This is a genomic window from Arthrobacter sp. LAPM80, assembly GCF_046736435.1.
Taxonomy (GTDB): Bacteria; Actinomycetota; Actinomycetes; order Actinomycetales; family Micrococcaceae; genus Specibacter.
Window position 1 is genome coordinate 1 of sequence record NZ_JBCHVD010000014.1, and the last position, 16,833, is coordinate 16,833.

Here is a 16,833-nt window from a genome sequence, read left to right on the forward strand (position 1 = left end):
CTATGCGGATATCCGCATAGATTGATGAATTCCAGCGCTTCCAGGATCTGTTGCATGGTCCCAAGAATGATGCGCAGGCTAGTAGTGCCGCCGAACTGGCCCGGCAATTCCTCAACTACGACGGCGCCAAGCTGTTGCTGCTCTCGGCCACACCGTACAAAGCACATACGTCAGGAGCGGACGACGGCGGTGAGGACCATGCAAGCGAGTTCACAGAGCTGTTGGGTTTCCTCTCGCAGGATGATCCCGAATGGATACGGAAGCTCCAAAGGTTGTTGGACCGACGTCGGCACCAGCTTGCCGGCATCGAATCCGGGGACAACGCGGTGACCCTTGAACGGCAGCTGAAGCAATACATGTGCCGCACCGAACGGCCACAGCTGGGCGATGACGACATGCTGCGCGTGCATCAGATGACACCTAACGACGTCCGTCCGGCAGACCTGCGCAGCCTGGCGGCACTGACCCGATTGTCCAGGGCGGCTGGTGCGGGCAACCCGATCGAATATTGGAAGTCAGTGCCATACTTCGCGAACTTCCTAGGTGACTATCAATTGGGACGGGCGATTGATGGGTGGGCTTCCGAGAGCAACGACGTGCGGATGCACCTTCCCTCACTCAAGACGATCGACCGGGACCGCTACCGTCGCTACGCACGGCTCGAGGGTGACAATACAAAGTACCGCGCAGTTGAAAGCCACGTGCTTGGCGGCGGATTGTGGCGGCTGCTGTGGATGCCGCCGTCGTGCCCCTACACTCAACCTTCCGGGCCGTTCGCTGGAGTCGAATCATCGGCCACAAAGCAGGTGCTCTTTTCAGCCTGGAACGCGACTCCGAATGCTGTGAGCACGCTTTTATCCTATGAGGCAGAGCGGCTAATCATGGCTGCGGGAGAAGGGGAAGTTGAGAACTCAGCCGAGGCTCGAGCCCGTTTCGCCCCACGGTTGGTATGGCGCATGCGTGACGGCGAACCCTTGGCTATGTCGGCCATGGCACTCTTTATCCCGCATGCCGACCTGGCCGGTTTGGCTGACCCCTTGCGGCTTTCGGCCCAGGCCGACGACGGCGTATCAGTGAGTTCGGAACACCTCCGGCAAACTGCGGAGTTGGTACTTCAAGAGCACAAATTTGCGCGGGGTTCCTCCGACGAGAGAGGCGTGTGGGCTGCCTATTTTGGGCTCGGGAACCCGCTTCCTCGTCCATGGATGCACGACCCGGCGGCAGCTAGGGAAGGGATTGCTTCGGTAGCTGAACGCGGATTATCCGGGGCGACGTCGTCCTCGGAAGGGGAAATGGAAGAAACGAACTTCATGTCCCATGTGGCCCGCATGCTTCAGGCAGCGGTGTCAGGCAGGGGCATCTGGCGAGAGGGTGTAGGCGAACTGGCCCTGAATTCGCCAGCGAATTGTGTGTACCGCGCACTTGGACGTATCTTGCCGGCGTCCTTTGACGCGGAGGCGCATTGGCAAGCTGCGCTTCATGCCTCGGAGGGTCTCCGGACGCTATTTAATCGCCCGGAAGCAACTGAGTTGTTGATTCAGCTGTACCCTGGTTTGCGATACTGGCAGGCGATTCTTCGGTACTGTGCTGACGGGAATCTGCAGGCCGTGTTGGATGAGTACGTCTTCCAGCTGCGTAGCCAGCAACCGAGTGGTTCCGTTTCGGAGGACCAGCTCATGGACATTGCGGACGCTATGCGCCGCTCACTGTCCCTGACTTCAGCCACGTTGTGGGCCAAAGACCCCGCGGAAGATGACCGAGGTCTGGCCATGGGCACTAGGTTCGCCGTGCGCTACGGTGGCGGGCGCACGGAGGACGGGGGATCCCTGCGAATGCCAGACGTCCGCGCCGCTTTCAACAGTCCATTTTGGCCATTTGTGCTGACCTCGACCTCGGTAGGGCAAGAGGGTATCGACTTCCATTGGTGGAGCCACTCGGTGATCCACTGGAACGTTCCGACGAATCCGGTGGACTTCGAGCAGCGTGAGGGGCGCGTGCATCGATACATGGGACATGCCGTGCGCAAAAATGTTGCAGCTGCGCACTGGGACGAGGTGCGTTCTGAAGGTGCGCGAAATCCGTGGGCGGCGTTGTTCAAGCGTGCGGAGGCGGCAGCTGTTTCAAGGCCGCAGGCCGTCCGAGATTTCGCCCCTTACTGGGTACATCCCGGAGAACACAGGATTGAGCGGCGGCTGCTTGACCACCCGCTCAGTCGGGACGTCCCGAGGACACAACGGATGTTGTCAGGGCTGGCAGGGTACCGTTTGGCTCTGGGACAGGCACGCCAAGACGATCTGCTTGAAACGCTGCGAAATTCGGACATGAAGGCGCTGGATCTCAGTCCTTAGCAAGGGTCTAGCGTATTTGTCAGACGTATATGGCAGATTGAAAGAATCAGGTTGTTCAGGAACACTGAGCAAAACTTTTCAGGAAGAGAATAGATGCCGATTGACGCGATGGAACGTCTCAGCGACGAGGTAGCAGTTGGCCACATCCAAAAATACTTTGAAGTCCAATCCAATGGGCGGCCTTTGTACACGGGTTCCCGTTTCGAGAACTTCGCTGGGGGAGGCGACTTCGTTGAGCCGAATCGGATCACGGCCGCCGATCTGATTGCCGTATCCATGCTCTCAGTCCATGTCCCAGGCCAGGCTGCACTGGGAATCATGGAGGAGCTCGACGGTAAGATCGAGGCGCTCCTGACACCGTTAGCTGTCGAACTGCGGCTCGAGAACCTGACTGCGGAGCAGTTCTCGGAACTCCTTGACTACGGTTCGCCTGCGGATGGTATGTGGCAGCTGCTGCGACAGAAAAAAGCCACCTGGGGCATTGGCCAGACGACGGCCAGCAAAATTCTCGCTCGTAAACGACCTCATCTCGTCCCCATCTACGACTCCGTCGTGAAGGATCAGGTCGGTTTGCGCGACAGCGGCGGACAATGGGTGAGATGGTGGGAGGCGTTTCAAAGCGACAAGGGTCGGCAGTTCGCTATGCGCCTTGAGTCCATCCGTGAAGCCTCTGGCCAGTCCCACCTGTCGCTGCTTCGCGTCATCGATATCGTCTTGTGGATGGACGGGCATGGTGCTGCGAAGGTTCGCGAAAGGGTTGACGACGGCGACTAGGAAACGCGTATCAGGGCGACCGGTTAATGTTGGCCAGCCGCGTGGCAAGTATGCCGTTCAGTCACAGAGAGGGTGGCTTGCCAAACTTCATGTCGCTGCGGGTCCACTCACGGCAATTTGGTGAAGAAGAACCCAATCCGGTTTGATCATGACTGAGGTCTAGTCCAGAAATTCAGGATCTCGATGTTGAAGATTCCAGTCGACGGCTCGCCAGTGATGCTCTTAGTCTGAGTTTCGGGATGAGATGGAGGTGCTGAATCTCGCTGTTGGTGACGGTCAAAAAGTGGGCCCTGCGGACTTCTGATCTAGTATTGAATACCATGCATCGTTGGCGTTTTAGCCGCTAACTTCGAGGGGGAAATAGTGACTACAGAATCAACTAGCAGTGCCCAAAATGGTCGGGCTCAGGTCCTGCAATTGATTGATTTCCTCGTTGACTACGACGCCCAACGGAACAAGCCGGTTCGCAATATTGCGGATTATCGGCTGTTCAGTATCGACGAAGAATCTCTCCCAGTCCATGAGGCTATCAGCGTGTGCGCGGCTGAAACCGAGTGGCTTGGTATTGATTTTGTTGACTTGCCGAAGCCGCCTGTGATTCCGGAGGATCTACGCCAGTACTTCGCTGATATGTCCTCAATTTCGGCAACTAGGCGGCCAACGATTTCCCTTACGCTACCGGACCTTGTCGAGTCGGGCGATCGTGACCTCGACGACGATGCACTGACCGCCACGGCTCAAGCTGACAGATTGGCACAGCTGGAGTTCTATGAGGTCACCACGTCTGCGTGTGAACTCTGGATCGAGAATTCTTGGCTTCCTTGGGCAACCGATCACCGTCAGGCAGCAAGAGTAAAAAGTCTTCACCGGGATGTTTTCGAACAGCGAGAGCGCCTAAACCTTGACCGCGAGTCCTTTGAAATTGTTTGGGGGTTTGGGCGCGCACGATGGTCTACGAATGGCTACATTGTGGACCATCCGTTGGTCACTGTCCCCGTTGAAATCTCTCTAGACCCTGAAACTCAACGGCTATCAGTCGTGCCTGGAGGGCAGGCTGAGGTGGAGATTCGATACTTGGCCGGTCTAGATATTCACGATCGGTCCTCGATCACATCCGCCCGACAAACTGCAGTCGAAATCGATCTGGACCCATGGGACAGCGAGGAGACTTCCGACCTGTTGCTCCGCTTGACTAGGGCAATCGACGATAATGGGACTGTCGTTTCTGTGGCGAGCTCGGCTAAATCGAACCTCGAGGTCGATTCGAGTTGGAATTTGTTCGTTCGCCCAAGAGTCCCTGATTCTCAGGGTTTCTTGAACGAAATGCGAGAGATCTATCTTGGGGATGGGGTGATACCTGAACCACTTAGGGATATCGTCGCACTCGCCAGCGATTCACAGCCCTCCAACGCGGTCAGCGACGGGCACACCAATTCGTCGCAGGCCGAGCCATTACTGCTCCCGTTGGCTACGAATGAAGAACAACAACGCATCCTCATACTTGCCCAGAAGCATGCCGGAGTCACTGTCCAAGGCCCACCAGGGACTGGTAAGTCGCACACCATCGCAAATCTCATAAGTCACTATGTCGCTTATGGCCAGCGCGTATTGGTGGTTGCAGAGAAGGAACAGGCACTTAAGGTGCTTGCAGACAAAGTGCCCAGTGGGATCCGAGACCTTACCGTTTCCGTGCTTGGAGCCGATGAGGAAAGCCGAAAGTCTCTCGAAAAGTCAGTCACGACCATTCAATCCAGGGTCGGAACAATGGATACCCCGCAGGTCGACAATGTCATTGCTCGGCTACGCTCCGATCTTGAATCTGCCAACCGAGGCATTGCTTCGACAATGACTGAGATGCTGCGCGCCAGACAAGCAGAAGTTGATGTTGCCCCGGGGACGTGGCTATCAGGCGAACAGATTACTCCTCAAATTGCTGCCGAGTGGGTGCGCGAAAATGCCGATGAGCTTAGTACGGTCCCAGATATCCTTGAGTTAACGGCGAAGATACCCTTTTCTGAGTCCAGCTTTAGTCAGTACCTCGAGCTTCTAAAATCTGTCGGATTAAATATAGGCGAGCAAGCTCTCAAGGAGTTGCCTCCGATTTCGCAACTTCCAACGGCTCCTGAACTCGCGGAAATTTTTAAGGTCATTGCTGAGGGAGACGAACGCGCAGCAAAAGCCGCTTCGATATTTGGAGACTGGTCCGAGTTCACGCGCGCGTCACAGGATGAGATACGCCAAACCCATAGTGTCGCCGCAGTGCACGCGCAAGCTCTAAGCTCCGTGCAGTCGTCGGAATATGCTGCTCTCTCGGGCCGGATGGTTGACCCGCTACTTCGGGAAGAACTTTCTGCTTATCACACGTCGCTTGTACAACTGCGTGAGCAGGCCATTACACACAGACGTGCATTGATGGCCTCGACAGTTGAACTTGCCCAGCCGGCTACAGCTGAGTCGTGGGGCCTATTGATGCAGGCACATGAAAAACTTGCGTCAGGTTCACGCCTTGGATTATTCGATAGGCACCACAAAAAGACTCTTTCGGGTTATACCGTCGATGGGAGGCAACCTCAGAGTCCGGCTGAGACGCTACTTTGTATCGAGGCGGCCCGGTTGAGTTTGGTACGACAGAACATCGTCAGACTCTTCGTCAACCAGTCACCGATCGGGCGAAGCATCGTTCTATCAGAACGTCCCGAAGACGACGTTGCCACTGAAATTCAGCAGTTAGCTGTCATTTTCGAATTGCCGGGAAAGCAGGAGTTCCTGGCCAACAGGCTGGCGCAAATCGGAATCCGGAACGTAAGAATTGCCAGTGCTCAAGAAGCGGAGCAAATTGCATTCGGAATTAGTGAAGCTATGTTTCACTTCGAGGCCGAAGAAGCGCGTGTCAGCATCCAGACGCTGGGAAATTGGTTGAACGACGGGGCCAGTCGACTGCAGGCCTCACCGCTTTGGTCGCAGCTACTTGAGGCTCTCCAAGATGTAGACGGCAGCACCTGGGCACTTCTGCGAGCCGAGGTAGTTCAGCTCAATTCATTGGCGGACCCGGCCGCCCGCCTCAAGGAACTCCATGATGCAGCTATGGCTGTCGCACCCAGATGGGCGGCAGCATTGGCATCCGATCCTGATGAGGCGATTGCCCCGGAGCGGATCGTGGGTGCGTGGCAGTGGAGGCAACTGGACTCATGGGTGACGGCCACCACCGAGCAAACGTCGCCAGCGGTACTGCAGTCTCAACTGGACGAGTTGGGCCGCCACCGCCGTCGAGTTGTTGCGGAACTGGTGGAAGTCCTGGCTTGGCGCAGACTGAAGGATAACCTCGGGCCTAAACAACATCTTGCGCTGCAGTCGTACCTAAAAGCTGTGACACGCTACGGAAAGACCGGCGGCAAGTACGCGCAGCGTTGGATCAGGGAGATGCGAGAGGCACTCAATGAATCGAAAGACGCTGTTCCCGTGTGGATTATGACAACTTCACGGGCGCTTTCTAGCTTTCGCCCATCAGAAATCCCACCGTTCGATGTTCTGATTGTCGACGAAGCCTCACAAATCGGCTTCGAAGCTCTGCCACTGCTATCGCTCGCAAAGAAAGCCATCGTCGTTGGTGATGACAAACAGACGAGCCCTGAACACGTGGGCCTTGACCGCCAGAAGGTTTTCGACATCATGGACGACCATCTTCAGGGAGTCCCAAAATACCGGACACTCTTCGATCCAGACAATAGCCTCTATGATCTGGCCACTCAGAAATTCGCGACACCTGTCATGCTGTCAGAACACTTCAGATCCTTGCCTGAGATCATCGCATTTTCAAATGTCCAAGCCTACAACCGGCAAATCGTGCCGCTACGGGACCAACCCCCAAGCCCAGGCTGGGCGCCTTTGGGGGTTTTGAGAGTTATGGACGGGTACCGCGAAGGCGACATCAACGAACCGGAAGCGCTGCAAGTTGCAAATCTAATAGCTCAAATGTGCGCTGACGAAAATTATGCAAACATGACTTTTGGTGTGGTCACTCTGCTCGGTTCAAGCCAAGCGAAACTCATTTGGGACAAGCTCTACGACCAACTTGGTCCCGAGCAACTAGAAGAACGCAAAATTCGCTGCGGCGAGGCAGCCAACTTCCAGGGGGACGAGCGAGACGTTATCGTCATTTCGACAGTGGTCGCCCCAGATCCGAATTCAGCAAGCACCCGATACGGCGCCATGAGCAGTGTGAAAGATCTCCGAAAAATCAACGTCGCGGCATCGAGAGCACGCAACCAAATGTGGGTAGTGACTTCCGTTGACCCTGATATGCTGCCGAATGGTGATTACCGAGCCGCCCTGATTAGGCACTGTTCGTCCTTTACTGCAGACGCGCCAAATCAAGACCAGATAATCGCCGCCTGCGAATCGGAGTTTGAACGGCGCGTTGTCAATCAACTGCTAGCCCGGGGATACGCAGGCGTAGAAGTCCAAAAGGTAGTCGGCAGATACCGCTTGGACATTGTTGTAGCGGGACCAGAGCGCCGTCTCGCAATTGAATGTGACGGCGACCGCTGGCACGGCCCCGACGTTTGGTACCAGGACCGGTCACGGCAGGAAGTGCTCGAACGGGCAGGGTGGACGTTCGAACGGATTCGCGGATCCGCATATTTCCGAGACTCAGAAGCGGCAATGAAACCAGTCTGGGACCATTTGGAAGCCCTTGGAATACCAACAGGAGCAGAATGGATCCAAGGACCAGCGATCTCAACTGTCCGCGAAGTGAGTGTTGCCGACCTGCCCGGAGCGGATGATGGCATGGTCTTTTCTTCAGACGAAGACCACGAGATCGATGGCGCTGAAAATGATTCTGGACTTGATTGGGACGGTTTCTTGGAATCTCTGGATGAAGAAACGGCCCCGGGAACTCCGGAAACTTTCGTCCACGGTGAAAATGAAGACGTGCAGCCTGAACCACCGTCCACCAGCGTGCTAACCCTGGATGTACTGTTTGACGATGTAGTTGAACCAAGCGACGACGGCACCCAGCTGTTCCGCCTCGACGAAGTTGAGCCATCGTCACCTGAATACCTGTCATTGTCGCCCTATAGACAATGGCCGCTGTCACCCAAGCCGCCAGTTCTTGAACAAAACATTCGGTATATTCAGGGTGCACTTGTAGAAATTCTTGAGTACGAAGGCCCAATGATTGCTCGCCAAGCATTCTTGCGCTACCAACAAGCTGCCGGAGGACAAAAGATCGGGAAGGCACTTGAACGTATTTTCAATGTCGTCACTGTACGGGGGATCCGAGCTGGCTCCATCGCTCGCTTGGCGGACGGGGTTACCGAGATTGTAGAGGCCACTCTTTACATCCCCGGAACGGAACCTGTGATGCCCCGAAGCCTGGGCAGTCGTACGTTGTTTGAAATGCCTCGGTCGGAAATCTTGGCAATCCTTGACGTCTTGGCATCGCAAGGTGTCAGCGAACGGGACCTAGACAGGGAACTGCTCAACGCTCTCGGACTGAAAAAGTTAACGAAGCGAACGTCCGAATATCTCCAAGAATGCAGGACCTATTCGTGGCGGATCGACTAACCGAACCGTGCTCAAGATAGTTTCTGCACGGGAAGGTGGCAAGCGAGTAATCTGCCCTCCATTGACGTGTCAGAGCTTCGGAAATACGGATTTCAACCGACTCGCCATAAACTCTCCACAATCAGCGCAAACTGGAGAGTGTTTAGTACCTTCCATTGTTCCATATTAACACCGGAAATATGGGCCAATACGGGGTATTGGCATAGAGTGGCAACTCGATATTAGTAAAGCTCGTTCACCGTTCACACTCTGGAATGATCTGCTGGCCAAAATGAACGATCTATGTTATCAGATCGGGGCGTGGACCCGCTCGTACGGGTACAGCGGTTGATTGGGAGAGATCGGCGACCGCCGGCTCGAATTGTTTCTGCATGGGCACATCGAGCGGTTACAAGCATGAAGGCTACCGGCGCGACTGACAAAGACTGCAACTGTCCGTTACTGTGGGCGCATGTCACCCCAGTCGTTCTCTCTTCACCCGCCGTGGGATCGGATGTACGCGTCTGGAATGACTGTGCAAGAGATTGCTGACTTCGCCGGTCGGGCCCGCTCTACCGTGCATCGGCATCTGCAGGTACGAGAGGCCTGCAATGAGGGCCTCCGCGCAGAGCATGACGCTGCACGGGAGGCCCGCGGCCCAGCCTGGCCACCCACGCGCTGGCAGCGTAGGTACAAGGAAGTCCAGGACTTCTTCAAAACGAACGGCAGGCTCCCCGCTGTCGACGGAGATGAGGCCGAGCGCGACCTCGAAAAATGGCTCAAGAGCCAGCGGACCTTGCACCGCCGCGGAGCTTTGCCGGCCATCAGAATCACTCTGATGGACATGATCCCAAACTGGGATGTGTCTTCTCCTAGGACAACCCTTGATGACCATTGGCGAGACCGTCTCTGCGATCTGACGGCCTTCGTGGCCGAGTCTGGCCAGATGCCCCGCTACAAGAAGTACAGTGACGAGAGTGAGCACGTCTTAGGCGTTTGGCTTCACACCCAACACCAAGCCCGCGCTGAGGGTCGACTATTGTCGTGGCGGCTCGGGGCCCTTGACTCCGCCCTGTCCGGCTGGCATAGCAGGCAGTAGGTGGCGCCACCTAGTTGTGGTCTGGTCTCGGTAGCAGGGCTGGGATACGCCGTCTTGCCCGTGTGAAGTTTGTCGGAAATTGAACCCGTCATTTCATAAAGCAAGGCAGCTCCAATTTTCATCTACACCGTCCCCGGTCCATCGATCCTCGGCCCGCGGCTCATCGGAGGCTGGTATGCGGAGTTCTTGTCCACGGACCAGGAGGCGAGGATACCCGCACCGACCATTTGGTCGCTGAGTTGGGCCAGCCGATAGTTGGGGTCGGCTTCAAGTGCGTGATGGAAGCACTGGTGCGCTCGGGATCCTTTCCCTTCCCACCACTGGATGATGCCCAGACTCGTCAGGATCGGGGCCGCATCGGGGCCATCAGCTCGGGTATAGAGGTGGAGCAGCAGCTCTTGTGCGCGGTCCACACGCTGCCAATGCGGCGGGCGCTTTGTTTGCCCTAGAAGCAAGTCACCCAAGCTATCGTCCAGGCCAGGAATATCGGCCAAGAGCCGGTCGCGCACGGAGATGAACTTGAAGTCAGCGAGTAGCTCTGCCGACTGTGCATCCGTTGGAAGGTCAGTGGCTTCGAGCAGCCCGCCCCATAAGGTTCGTGCCTTGGCTGTGGCGACGGGTGGAGTCATGGACTCGATCCGGATGCAGTGTTTGAACACCTCTTCGCTGAGATCGCGTCGAGCAAGAATGGGGACGCGAAATCCAGGACCCGGCTCGATACTGGAGCCGCGAAATACCAGTTCTGCGTTGAGCTGGCTCGTTTTGATTCCATCAAGGCGGCTGCGGGACAGTGGGTCAGGGACGATCTGGAAGTAGTTGCTGTATGAGGTGTCGTCGATGATCCAGCCATCCCGGACTTTGATGTTGTGCTTAGACAGCTCCATGGTCAAGGATTCCATGACGTCTTCGTAGGGTCGGTCGTCCATAGGCTCCCATGGAGCAGGTGTGAAGATACCGAAGACGACGCCGGTTGCCTCGCGGTCGTTGGCAATGTTCTTGACCACGTCGTGCACATACCGGTGATTGTCCCTACCTACAGCAGGAAGATTAATCCGCAGAGTCGAACCAATCTGTTGGCCGTCTAGAATGACGCAGACCAAACTTTCCTGCGGCCAATAGCCGAGGGCGTGGCCCATTAGGCTGATGAAGTCGTCCGGGGTTTTGATGCTGAGCCGTTCCATAATTCCTCCGACCACGCGCTGGCCATGAGCCGAAGCTCCTGTTACCAGTTCATGGAGGTTCGAAAGCAGAACGACGTACTTCTTGTAGGAGTTGCCAGTTGTTTGGGTGAGGCATGACCGAATTGGGCGGCGTCGTGTGTTACGCGTCGCAGCGGATGGCTATGAGTAGTCGCGTTGGGTGACGATCTGCCGTGATCTTCCTGGTCTCCTTGTTTGCCTCTTGACGTTCTTCGTTGGCGGCGTCAGGCTGACGATGGGCCCCTGATCTTGGATTTTTGATTCAAGGTTTAAATGACGAACGACCCGGTGCCAGTTTCGAAGCCGCACCAGGTCGTTCTAACGCGAAAAGAGTCGCGCTGTTGCTTACGGTAAGCCACGATCCTGACACTGTCGAATTCCAGCTTCTGGGCGGTGAGCTCACGTGTCCGCTGTGTCCTGGCCGGCTCAGGCCCTGGGGGTTCGGGGTGAGGCGGAGCGTCCGGTACTTGGTGCCGGTGGTGAATCGGTGGTTGATCCCGCGCCGGGGACGCTGCAGCGAGTGCGCAGCCACTCATATCCTGCTGCCGTCGGGGTTGGCGGCCCGTCGGGCCGATGATGGCGCGATTATCGCCGAGGCCGTGGAGATGAACATTGTGGCCGGTGCCGGGCACCGGAGAATCGCTGTGCTTCTGGGCCGGCCGGAGACCACGGTGCGGGGATGGTTGCGCGACTTCACGGCCAATGCCCCGGCTATCGCGGCGGCGTTCTCTGCCCGGGTGCATCGGGGAACTGCCGAGGCGTTGGGGTTCTGGCCGGCGCCTGCCGCGACAGGACGAGCTAACGCGTTGGCCATGGTGATGGCCCACGCCCGGGTACTGGCAAATCTGCACGGTACGGGGTCGGACGCCGTTCTCAGCATGCCGTGGCATCAGGGTGCCTTGTTCGCTCATGGTCCGTGGTTCTTCAGCTTGGTTGGGTGGCCCGATAGGTTCCAACACGAGCCCGCCCTGCCGCTGGGGCGGTAAACGGGTGAGGGTGGGGTTTACATGCCATGTGCCGGGTTCGGTGCTGGCATGGTCCCTCTTTTCCTCACTTGTAAGGATCCTTTTCGATGATGAGCGCTTCACCCCACCCACTCCACGAGCTCGACCCTGCCCCGGCACCATCGGTACTGGCGCTGGTCCCTGCCCCAGCACCAGTGCCGGCGGTGCCAGTGGTGCCGGCGAATCGAGCCCCGCGGGCCAATACCCCGTTGATGCGTAAGGAACACCGCGACAATATTGCCCTCTTTCGTTATCAGGTGATTCGAGGCGCTGCGGATCCATCGTTGAGCACCCGGCAGCGGGGCCCGTTGGTGCGGGCGTTGGCGTTGGTGGATCATCCATGGCCGTATGGTGGCACGCGCCGGTTTTCACGCGAGTCCTTGGATCGTTGGATCAAGGCCTGGCACCGGGATGGCTTCGACGGGCTCAAGCCCGACGAGCGTGCCACGGCGCCGGGAACTGATCCGTCCATCTTGCTGCTCGCTGAGTCGCTCAAGCGTGAGAAACCGAACCGGACCACTGCCCAGGTCAAGCGGATCATCACTGAAACCCTGGGCCAGGCCCCGTCGGAAACGACGCTGTTGCGCCATTTCCGGGCTAAGAACATTTCCACTGGTGCCCGCCCGGTCGCCACCGGCCGCTTCGAAACGGTGGCCTCGAATGAGATCTGGGTTGGTGACGCGTTGCACGGGCCCAGGATTGGTGGCCGGAAAACGTATTTGTTTGCGTTTCTGGATGATCATTCGCGCATGGTCACCACAGCCCGCTGGGCCTGGGCGGAAGATGCCATCAGGCTTTCAGCAGTGTTGCGCCCGGCATTGGAAACCCATGGAATTCCGGAGGTCCTGTACCTGGACAACGGGGCCGCGATGAGTGATAAGTCCTTGGCGAGGACGTGTGCGAAGCTCGGGATCAAGTTGGTGCATTCAGCCCCGTACCGTCCCCAGGGAAGAGGCAAGATCGAAAGGTTTTTCAACACGGTCACGAGCCAGTTCCTGGGCGAAATCACTGTCACTGACACGCCCATGCTCCCAGGCACCGCCCCGGAAGCCGGCTCGCAAATCGGCTCCCTGGAAGAGTTGAACACTTTGTTCACTGCGTGGGTGAATATGGTCTACCACCACCAGCAACACAGCAGTACCGGGCAAACACCCCTTACCCGGTGGGAGGCGTCCTGGGAGCACCGCACCCCGGTGCGCAAGCCCCTGGAAACCATTCGCCAAGCGTTCCTGTGGTCAGACACCCGCAAGGTGAGCAAGACCGGGACAGTGTCTTTGCATTCGAACAGCTACGAGGTGGACCCACTGCTGGCCGGCACCAGCATCGAGCTGGTCTATGACCCCTTCGACTTGGATGGGGAAATCACGGTGAATAATAATCAAGGTATCCCGGCGGGGACTGCGAAACCGGTCGATATTGGTCGGCACGTGCATACCAAAGTCATCAACGCCGTCAAGGACAACGACACCGCGACCAACATCAATACCGGCATCAACTACCTGGATCTGGTCGCGACCCGGCACCGGCAATCACTGTCCGGCGCGCCGATCAGCTTCGCGGACCTCCACGACCACACCACGCCCAAGAACCAGACACAGCCCGCCGTGAGCGAGGAGGAGCAGCCATGAGTCAGATCGATACTCTGCAATCCTATTTTGGTTTTACCCGCCTGCCCTTTGGTCGCGACATACCGCCGGCAGCCCTGAATCAGCACCCCGGGCACCGTGAAGCAGTCGCTCGGATCTCCTGGTGCATCGAGCAACGTCGCATGGGAGTGATCGCTGGGGAAGTCGGTGCCGGTAAAACCGTTGCCGCCCGCGCCGCCCTGGCCCACCTGGAACCATCCCGGCACCAGATTATTTACATCCCGGATCCGACCATCGGGATCCGTGGCATCCGTTCGACCATAGTGACCGCGCTCGGAGCGACACCCTCGTTCTTCTCCGGCGCGCTGGCCGCCCAAGCCGCGTCCTTGCTTGCCGGGGAACTCGATGAACGCTCCCGCCTGCCCGTAATTGTCATTGACGAGGCCCATTTATTGAGCAATGACGACCTCGAAGCATTGCGGATGCTTTCGAACGTCTCGATGGACACGGAGTCACACTTCGCGCTGCTGCTGATCGGTCAACCCACCCTGCGCCGCCGATTGAAACTAGCCGTCATGGCCGCCCTGGACCAACGCATCGGCACCAGATTCACCATCAGCGGCATGAACCCTGCCGATACCGGTGACTACATCAAGGGACACCTCAGCTTCGCCGGACGATCCGACCCGCTCTTCTCCGAGGACGCCATCACGACCATCCATCAAGCGTCCCGTGGCTACCCACGCACCATCAACAACCTCGCCCTCGCCGCGCTCATGGCAACCCGTTCGACGAAAAGCGCGATCGTGGACCAATCCGCAGCACAATCAGCAGTCAGTGAATTCGCCGAATAAGCCACCGGCAGCCATGACGATCACCCCGCCATCATGACAACAAACGCCCCGCCAGGACCAACCCGGCGGGGCGTTTCAACACCCAGTCCATCGTCAAAACCAACGACGCCCACATCGTCAAACAACGCGACGGTCAACACGTCGTGATCGGACGTCGAAGCGGATGCTTTAGCGTCCGATAAGGTGATCTTCGGCCCGACTTAACAGGACTCGGTCGCGGGGGCAAAGTTCCATGCCTCGCAATTGGCAGTCGCGGATCTCGATGACTCGGCGATGCAAGTGAGCATTGACGTGACCGGTGACCGGGTCCAAGAGGGGTGTCCAGCGATTGCGAAGCAGATATTTTCTGTTGTGACTGCTGCGATGCCACAATGGCGTCAACAGCGCCATTAGCCGCCGTGACTGGATGTCTTGGCGGAAGAGCAGCATGGCGTCGTGGTAGCGCGGCAGCATCAAACCAAAGCTGACAAGGAGCACGGCCAAGGTCTCGAGAATTGAGAATGACCAGTTGAGACTTCCTAAAATGCCGCTGCTATTGGGGGCAGCGGATTGCTCAAGCATTCCCAGCGCCAGCCTGTTCCCCAATGCCAGAGTCATGAAGCCGCAGCCGGCGGCGAAGCAGCCCACGCCGGACTTGAATGTTCCACTCCGCAACTCCGGAAGGAACTTCAGGCAAGTCGCTGTGATATCTACGCACACCAAAATAATGAATGCTGAGCCTGCCCAGAGGAACAACTGCATACCTGGTTGATTGCCGTAAGCCAGGGGGAGGTTTTGGTTAGTCACCTCTACACGGCTGGTAAGGAATCCGGCGATGACGCAGGTGCTGGCCACAGCGAAGGCCAGCCGTCCGCGCATCAGGTGGCTGCGCCGTCGTACCTCATCACTGAAGGAGGCCCAGACTGTGGCGGTGTGAAACTGCCAGAAGCCGGCCAAGATGGCGATGACGAGGAGCAACCCTGCGTGGTTGCGCCCGCCGAGGAGTGGATCTGCCGCGGTGTAGACAGCTGGGATGAACAAGGTGCAGGCTATGGCGGCAAAGAATGTCGCACGCAGGACCGAAGCTCGTTCCCTGTCCAATGCCGTGGGGATGCGGACGATCGTGAGCAGCCACAACATCGCAGCTGGCACGTAGTCCATTACCCAAAGACCTTGGTGAAGCCTGTCGGATCGGTTGGCGGGTCCACTGGTTGATTCTGCATGGTTGCGGCCAATAGGTCTGCAAGGTATTCCGCGGAGGCCTCGTCTTGATCCTCAAAGTTGGTGCGCTCGAGGGTCATTAGTGGAGTACCTGGAATACCTGGAAGCTGCAAAAGCGGAAGGGACAGCGACACCGCTGCATGTTCGTGATCAAGGAGCATGTGGGCAAATTCGTGCAGGACGATTTGTTGCAGCTGCATGGTCGACTGCGGTGGGGCATGCACGATTACGTCTTGGTTTTCGTAGTACGCCCAGAATCCTGAAACGTCGCCTTTGTTCATTGTGGGGAGTTCCATGATGGTGATTGGACGATCGCGGATCGCTTCGAGGCGTGTTTGGATACTGTGCATATCGGAGTGGTCTCCCAGTCCAAGCTGCCTAACTACTTTCTTGAGATTGCGGCGTATTTTGCGGGTGATCATGGCATGACCTCTGTGAAGATGTTGTCCCCGGCGTTGGCGTCAGCGGCCCGTTGTCTGTCCGTCTGAGCGGTGCCCCTGTTTGGGGCGCACATGCGTTGTTTCTCCCGGGCGGTAGGCCCATCGCATATTCTGACGATGGACTGCACAATGCGGTACTGGAGGACGGTCATACGTGGAATCCCATCGAAGTGCCCCAGCGACTGATGATGAATCGCTGTCTACTTCATGCTAAATCCGTATATTGTTGCTGGCCATAGGCGGGGCGAAACTTTGTTGGCTAGCTTTTGTCGTTTTGCCGGGCCAGGTATTCTCTGAGGCCTGCTTCCCCGCGTTTCATGAGGACAGCGTGGGCATAGGTGAATGCGGGCCTGGCCACCGGGCTTAGAAAAGTCATCCAACGGCTGGTGGGACGTACCCGCCATTCAATGTCCATTTGTGTCAGGCCATTTTTGGTTGCCGAGAGTGTGACGCGCCCTTCGCCTGCCAAGTCACCGCCGGCGTCGAACGTGATTTCTTTCGGGCTGTCCACATATGTTGGATGGTAGGAAACAGACAGCGTGTAGCCCAGTGAGGCCTTGAAGTTTAGGGTTGCCGTGGTCGCAAGGAGCAGATCATCATCCGATGGACCGGTTCGTGTTGGGCGCTCCAGGGGTTTCGCTAACATGCAACCGGGCCACCAATCCGGCCAAGCCATATCGGGGTCAGCGATGACGTCCCAGACTTCCTGCTGCGTGTTTGGGAACGTCCATGAAGATGAGAGGTCATAGAGTCGGGGCGTCATGATCGTAATTGTTGCATAG

The 16,833-nt window shown here is 57.5% G+C and carries 11 protein-coding genes; 7 read left to right on the plus strand and 4 right to left on the minus strand.

Translation table 11 applies throughout. The features are described 5' to 3' along the window. The first annotated feature begins 50 nt into the window (after positions 1–50). From AAGW05_RS13675 to AAGW05_RS13690, 4 genes are all read left to right on the plus strand, one after another. Positions 51–2,348 (plus strand): C-terminal helicase domain-containing protein, encoded by a 2,298-nt coding sequence (locus AAGW05_RS13675; protein ID WP_411805105.1) that lies wholly within the window; start codon positions 51–53, stop codon positions 2,346–2,348. Positions 2,349–2,441: 93 nt separating this feature from the next. Further along, positions 2,442–3,122, plus strand: a complete 681-nt coding sequence (locus AAGW05_RS13680) for a DUF6308 family protein (RefSeq protein ID WP_411805106.1) — start codon at positions 2,442–2,444, stop codon at positions 3,120–3,122. A gap of 363 nt (positions 3,123–3,485) precedes the next feature. Further along, positions 3,486–8,690, plus strand: coding sequence for an AAA domain-containing protein (locus AAGW05_RS13685; protein WP_411805107.1), 5,205 nt, complete (start codon positions 3,486–3,488; stop codon positions 8,688–8,690). A gap of 508 nt (positions 8,691–9,198) precedes the next feature. Then, positions 9,199–9,768, plus strand: coding sequence for a helicase associated domain-containing protein (locus AAGW05_RS13690; RefSeq protein ID WP_411805108.1), 570 nt, complete (start codon positions 9,199–9,201; stop codon positions 9,766–9,768). Between the two features lie 122 nt (positions 9,769–9,890). Here the strand turns inward: AAGW05_RS13690 and AAGW05_RS13695 are convergent, their stop codons facing one another. Beyond that, positions 9,891–10,949: a DUF4192 domain-containing protein gene (locus tag AAGW05_RS13695; RefSeq protein WP_411805109.1), complete on the minus strand. Its 1,059-nt coding sequence runs from the start codon at positions 10,947–10,949 to the stop codon at positions 9,891–9,893. Positions 10,950–11,446: 497 nt separating this feature from the next. On the opposite strand from AAGW05_RS13695, the gene AAGW05_RS13700 reads away from it, so the two are divergent. The 3 genes from AAGW05_RS13700 to AAGW05_RS13710 all read left to right on the plus strand — a co-directional run bounded on the left by AAGW05_RS13700 (position 11,447) and on the right by AAGW05_RS13710 (position 14,411). Beyond that, positions 11,447–11,953 (plus strand): hypothetical protein, encoded by a 507-nt coding sequence (locus tag AAGW05_RS13700; RefSeq protein WP_411805110.1) that lies wholly within the window; start codon positions 11,447–11,449, stop codon positions 11,951–11,953. Between the two features lie 89 nt (positions 11,954–12,042). Then, a complete protein-coding gene (locus AAGW05_RS13705; RefSeq protein WP_411805111.1) occupies positions 12,043–13,599 on the plus strand; it encodes a DDE-type integrase/transposase/recombinase in 1,557 nt (518 codons plus the stop codon). Continuing rightward, positions 13,596–14,411, plus strand: coding sequence for an ExeA family protein (locus tag AAGW05_RS13710; protein WP_411805112.1), 816 nt, complete (start codon positions 13,596–13,598; stop codon positions 14,409–14,411). The genes AAGW05_RS13705 and AAGW05_RS13710 overlap by 4 nt, the downstream gene beginning before the upstream one ends. A gap of 168 nt (positions 14,412–14,579) precedes the next feature. On the opposite strand, the gene AAGW05_RS13715 is transcribed toward AAGW05_RS13710, so the two are convergent. The 3 genes from AAGW05_RS13715 to AAGW05_RS13725 form a co-directional block, all read right to left on the minus strand. Beyond that, a complete protein-coding gene (locus tag AAGW05_RS13715; protein ID WP_411805113.1) occupies positions 14,580–15,431 on the minus strand; it encodes a hypothetical protein in 852 nt (283 codons plus the stop codon). A 119-nt stretch (positions 15,432–15,550) separates the two neighbouring features. Next, complete coding sequence (locus AAGW05_RS13720; RefSeq protein WP_411805114.1) at positions 15,551–16,033, minus strand: hypothetical protein; 483 nt, start codon at positions 16,031–16,033, stop codon at positions 15,551–15,553. 277 nt (positions 16,034–16,310) lie between these two features. Then, positions 16,311–16,814, minus strand: a complete 504-nt coding sequence (locus tag AAGW05_RS13725; RefSeq protein ID WP_411805115.1) for a hypothetical protein — start codon at positions 16,812–16,814, stop codon at positions 16,311–16,313. Positions 16,815–16,833 lie beyond the last annotated feature (19 nt).

Bases quoted from the DNA above. Each gene is read 5' to 3' on its own strand.
- AAGW05_RS13705 (WP_411805111.1), top strand. From the start codon at position 12,043: ATGAGCGCTTCACCCCACCCACTCCACGAGCTCGACCCTGCCCCGGCA.
- AAGW05_RS13725 (WP_411805115.1), bottom strand. From the start codon at position 16,814: ATGACGCCCCGACTCTATGACCTCTCATCTTCATGGACGTTCCCAAAC.
- AAGW05_RS13695 (WP_411805109.1), bottom strand. From the start codon at position 10,949: ATGGAACGGCTCAGCATCAAAACCCCGGACGACTTCATCAGCCTAATG.
- AAGW05_RS13710 (WP_411805112.1), top strand. From the start codon at position 13,596: ATGAGTCAGATCGATACTCTGCAATCCTATTTTGGTTTTACCCGCCTG.
- AAGW05_RS13680 (WP_411805106.1), top strand. From the start codon at position 2,442: ATGCCGATTGACGCGATGGAACGTCTCAGCGACGAGGTAGCAGTTGGC.
- AAGW05_RS13720 (WP_411805114.1), bottom strand. From the start codon at position 16,033: ATGATCACCCGCAAAATACGCCGCAATCTCAAGAAAGTAGTTAGGCAG.
- AAGW05_RS13690 (WP_411805108.1), top strand. From the start codon at position 9,199: ATGACTGTGCAAGAGATTGCTGACTTCGCCGGTCGGGCCCGCTCTACC.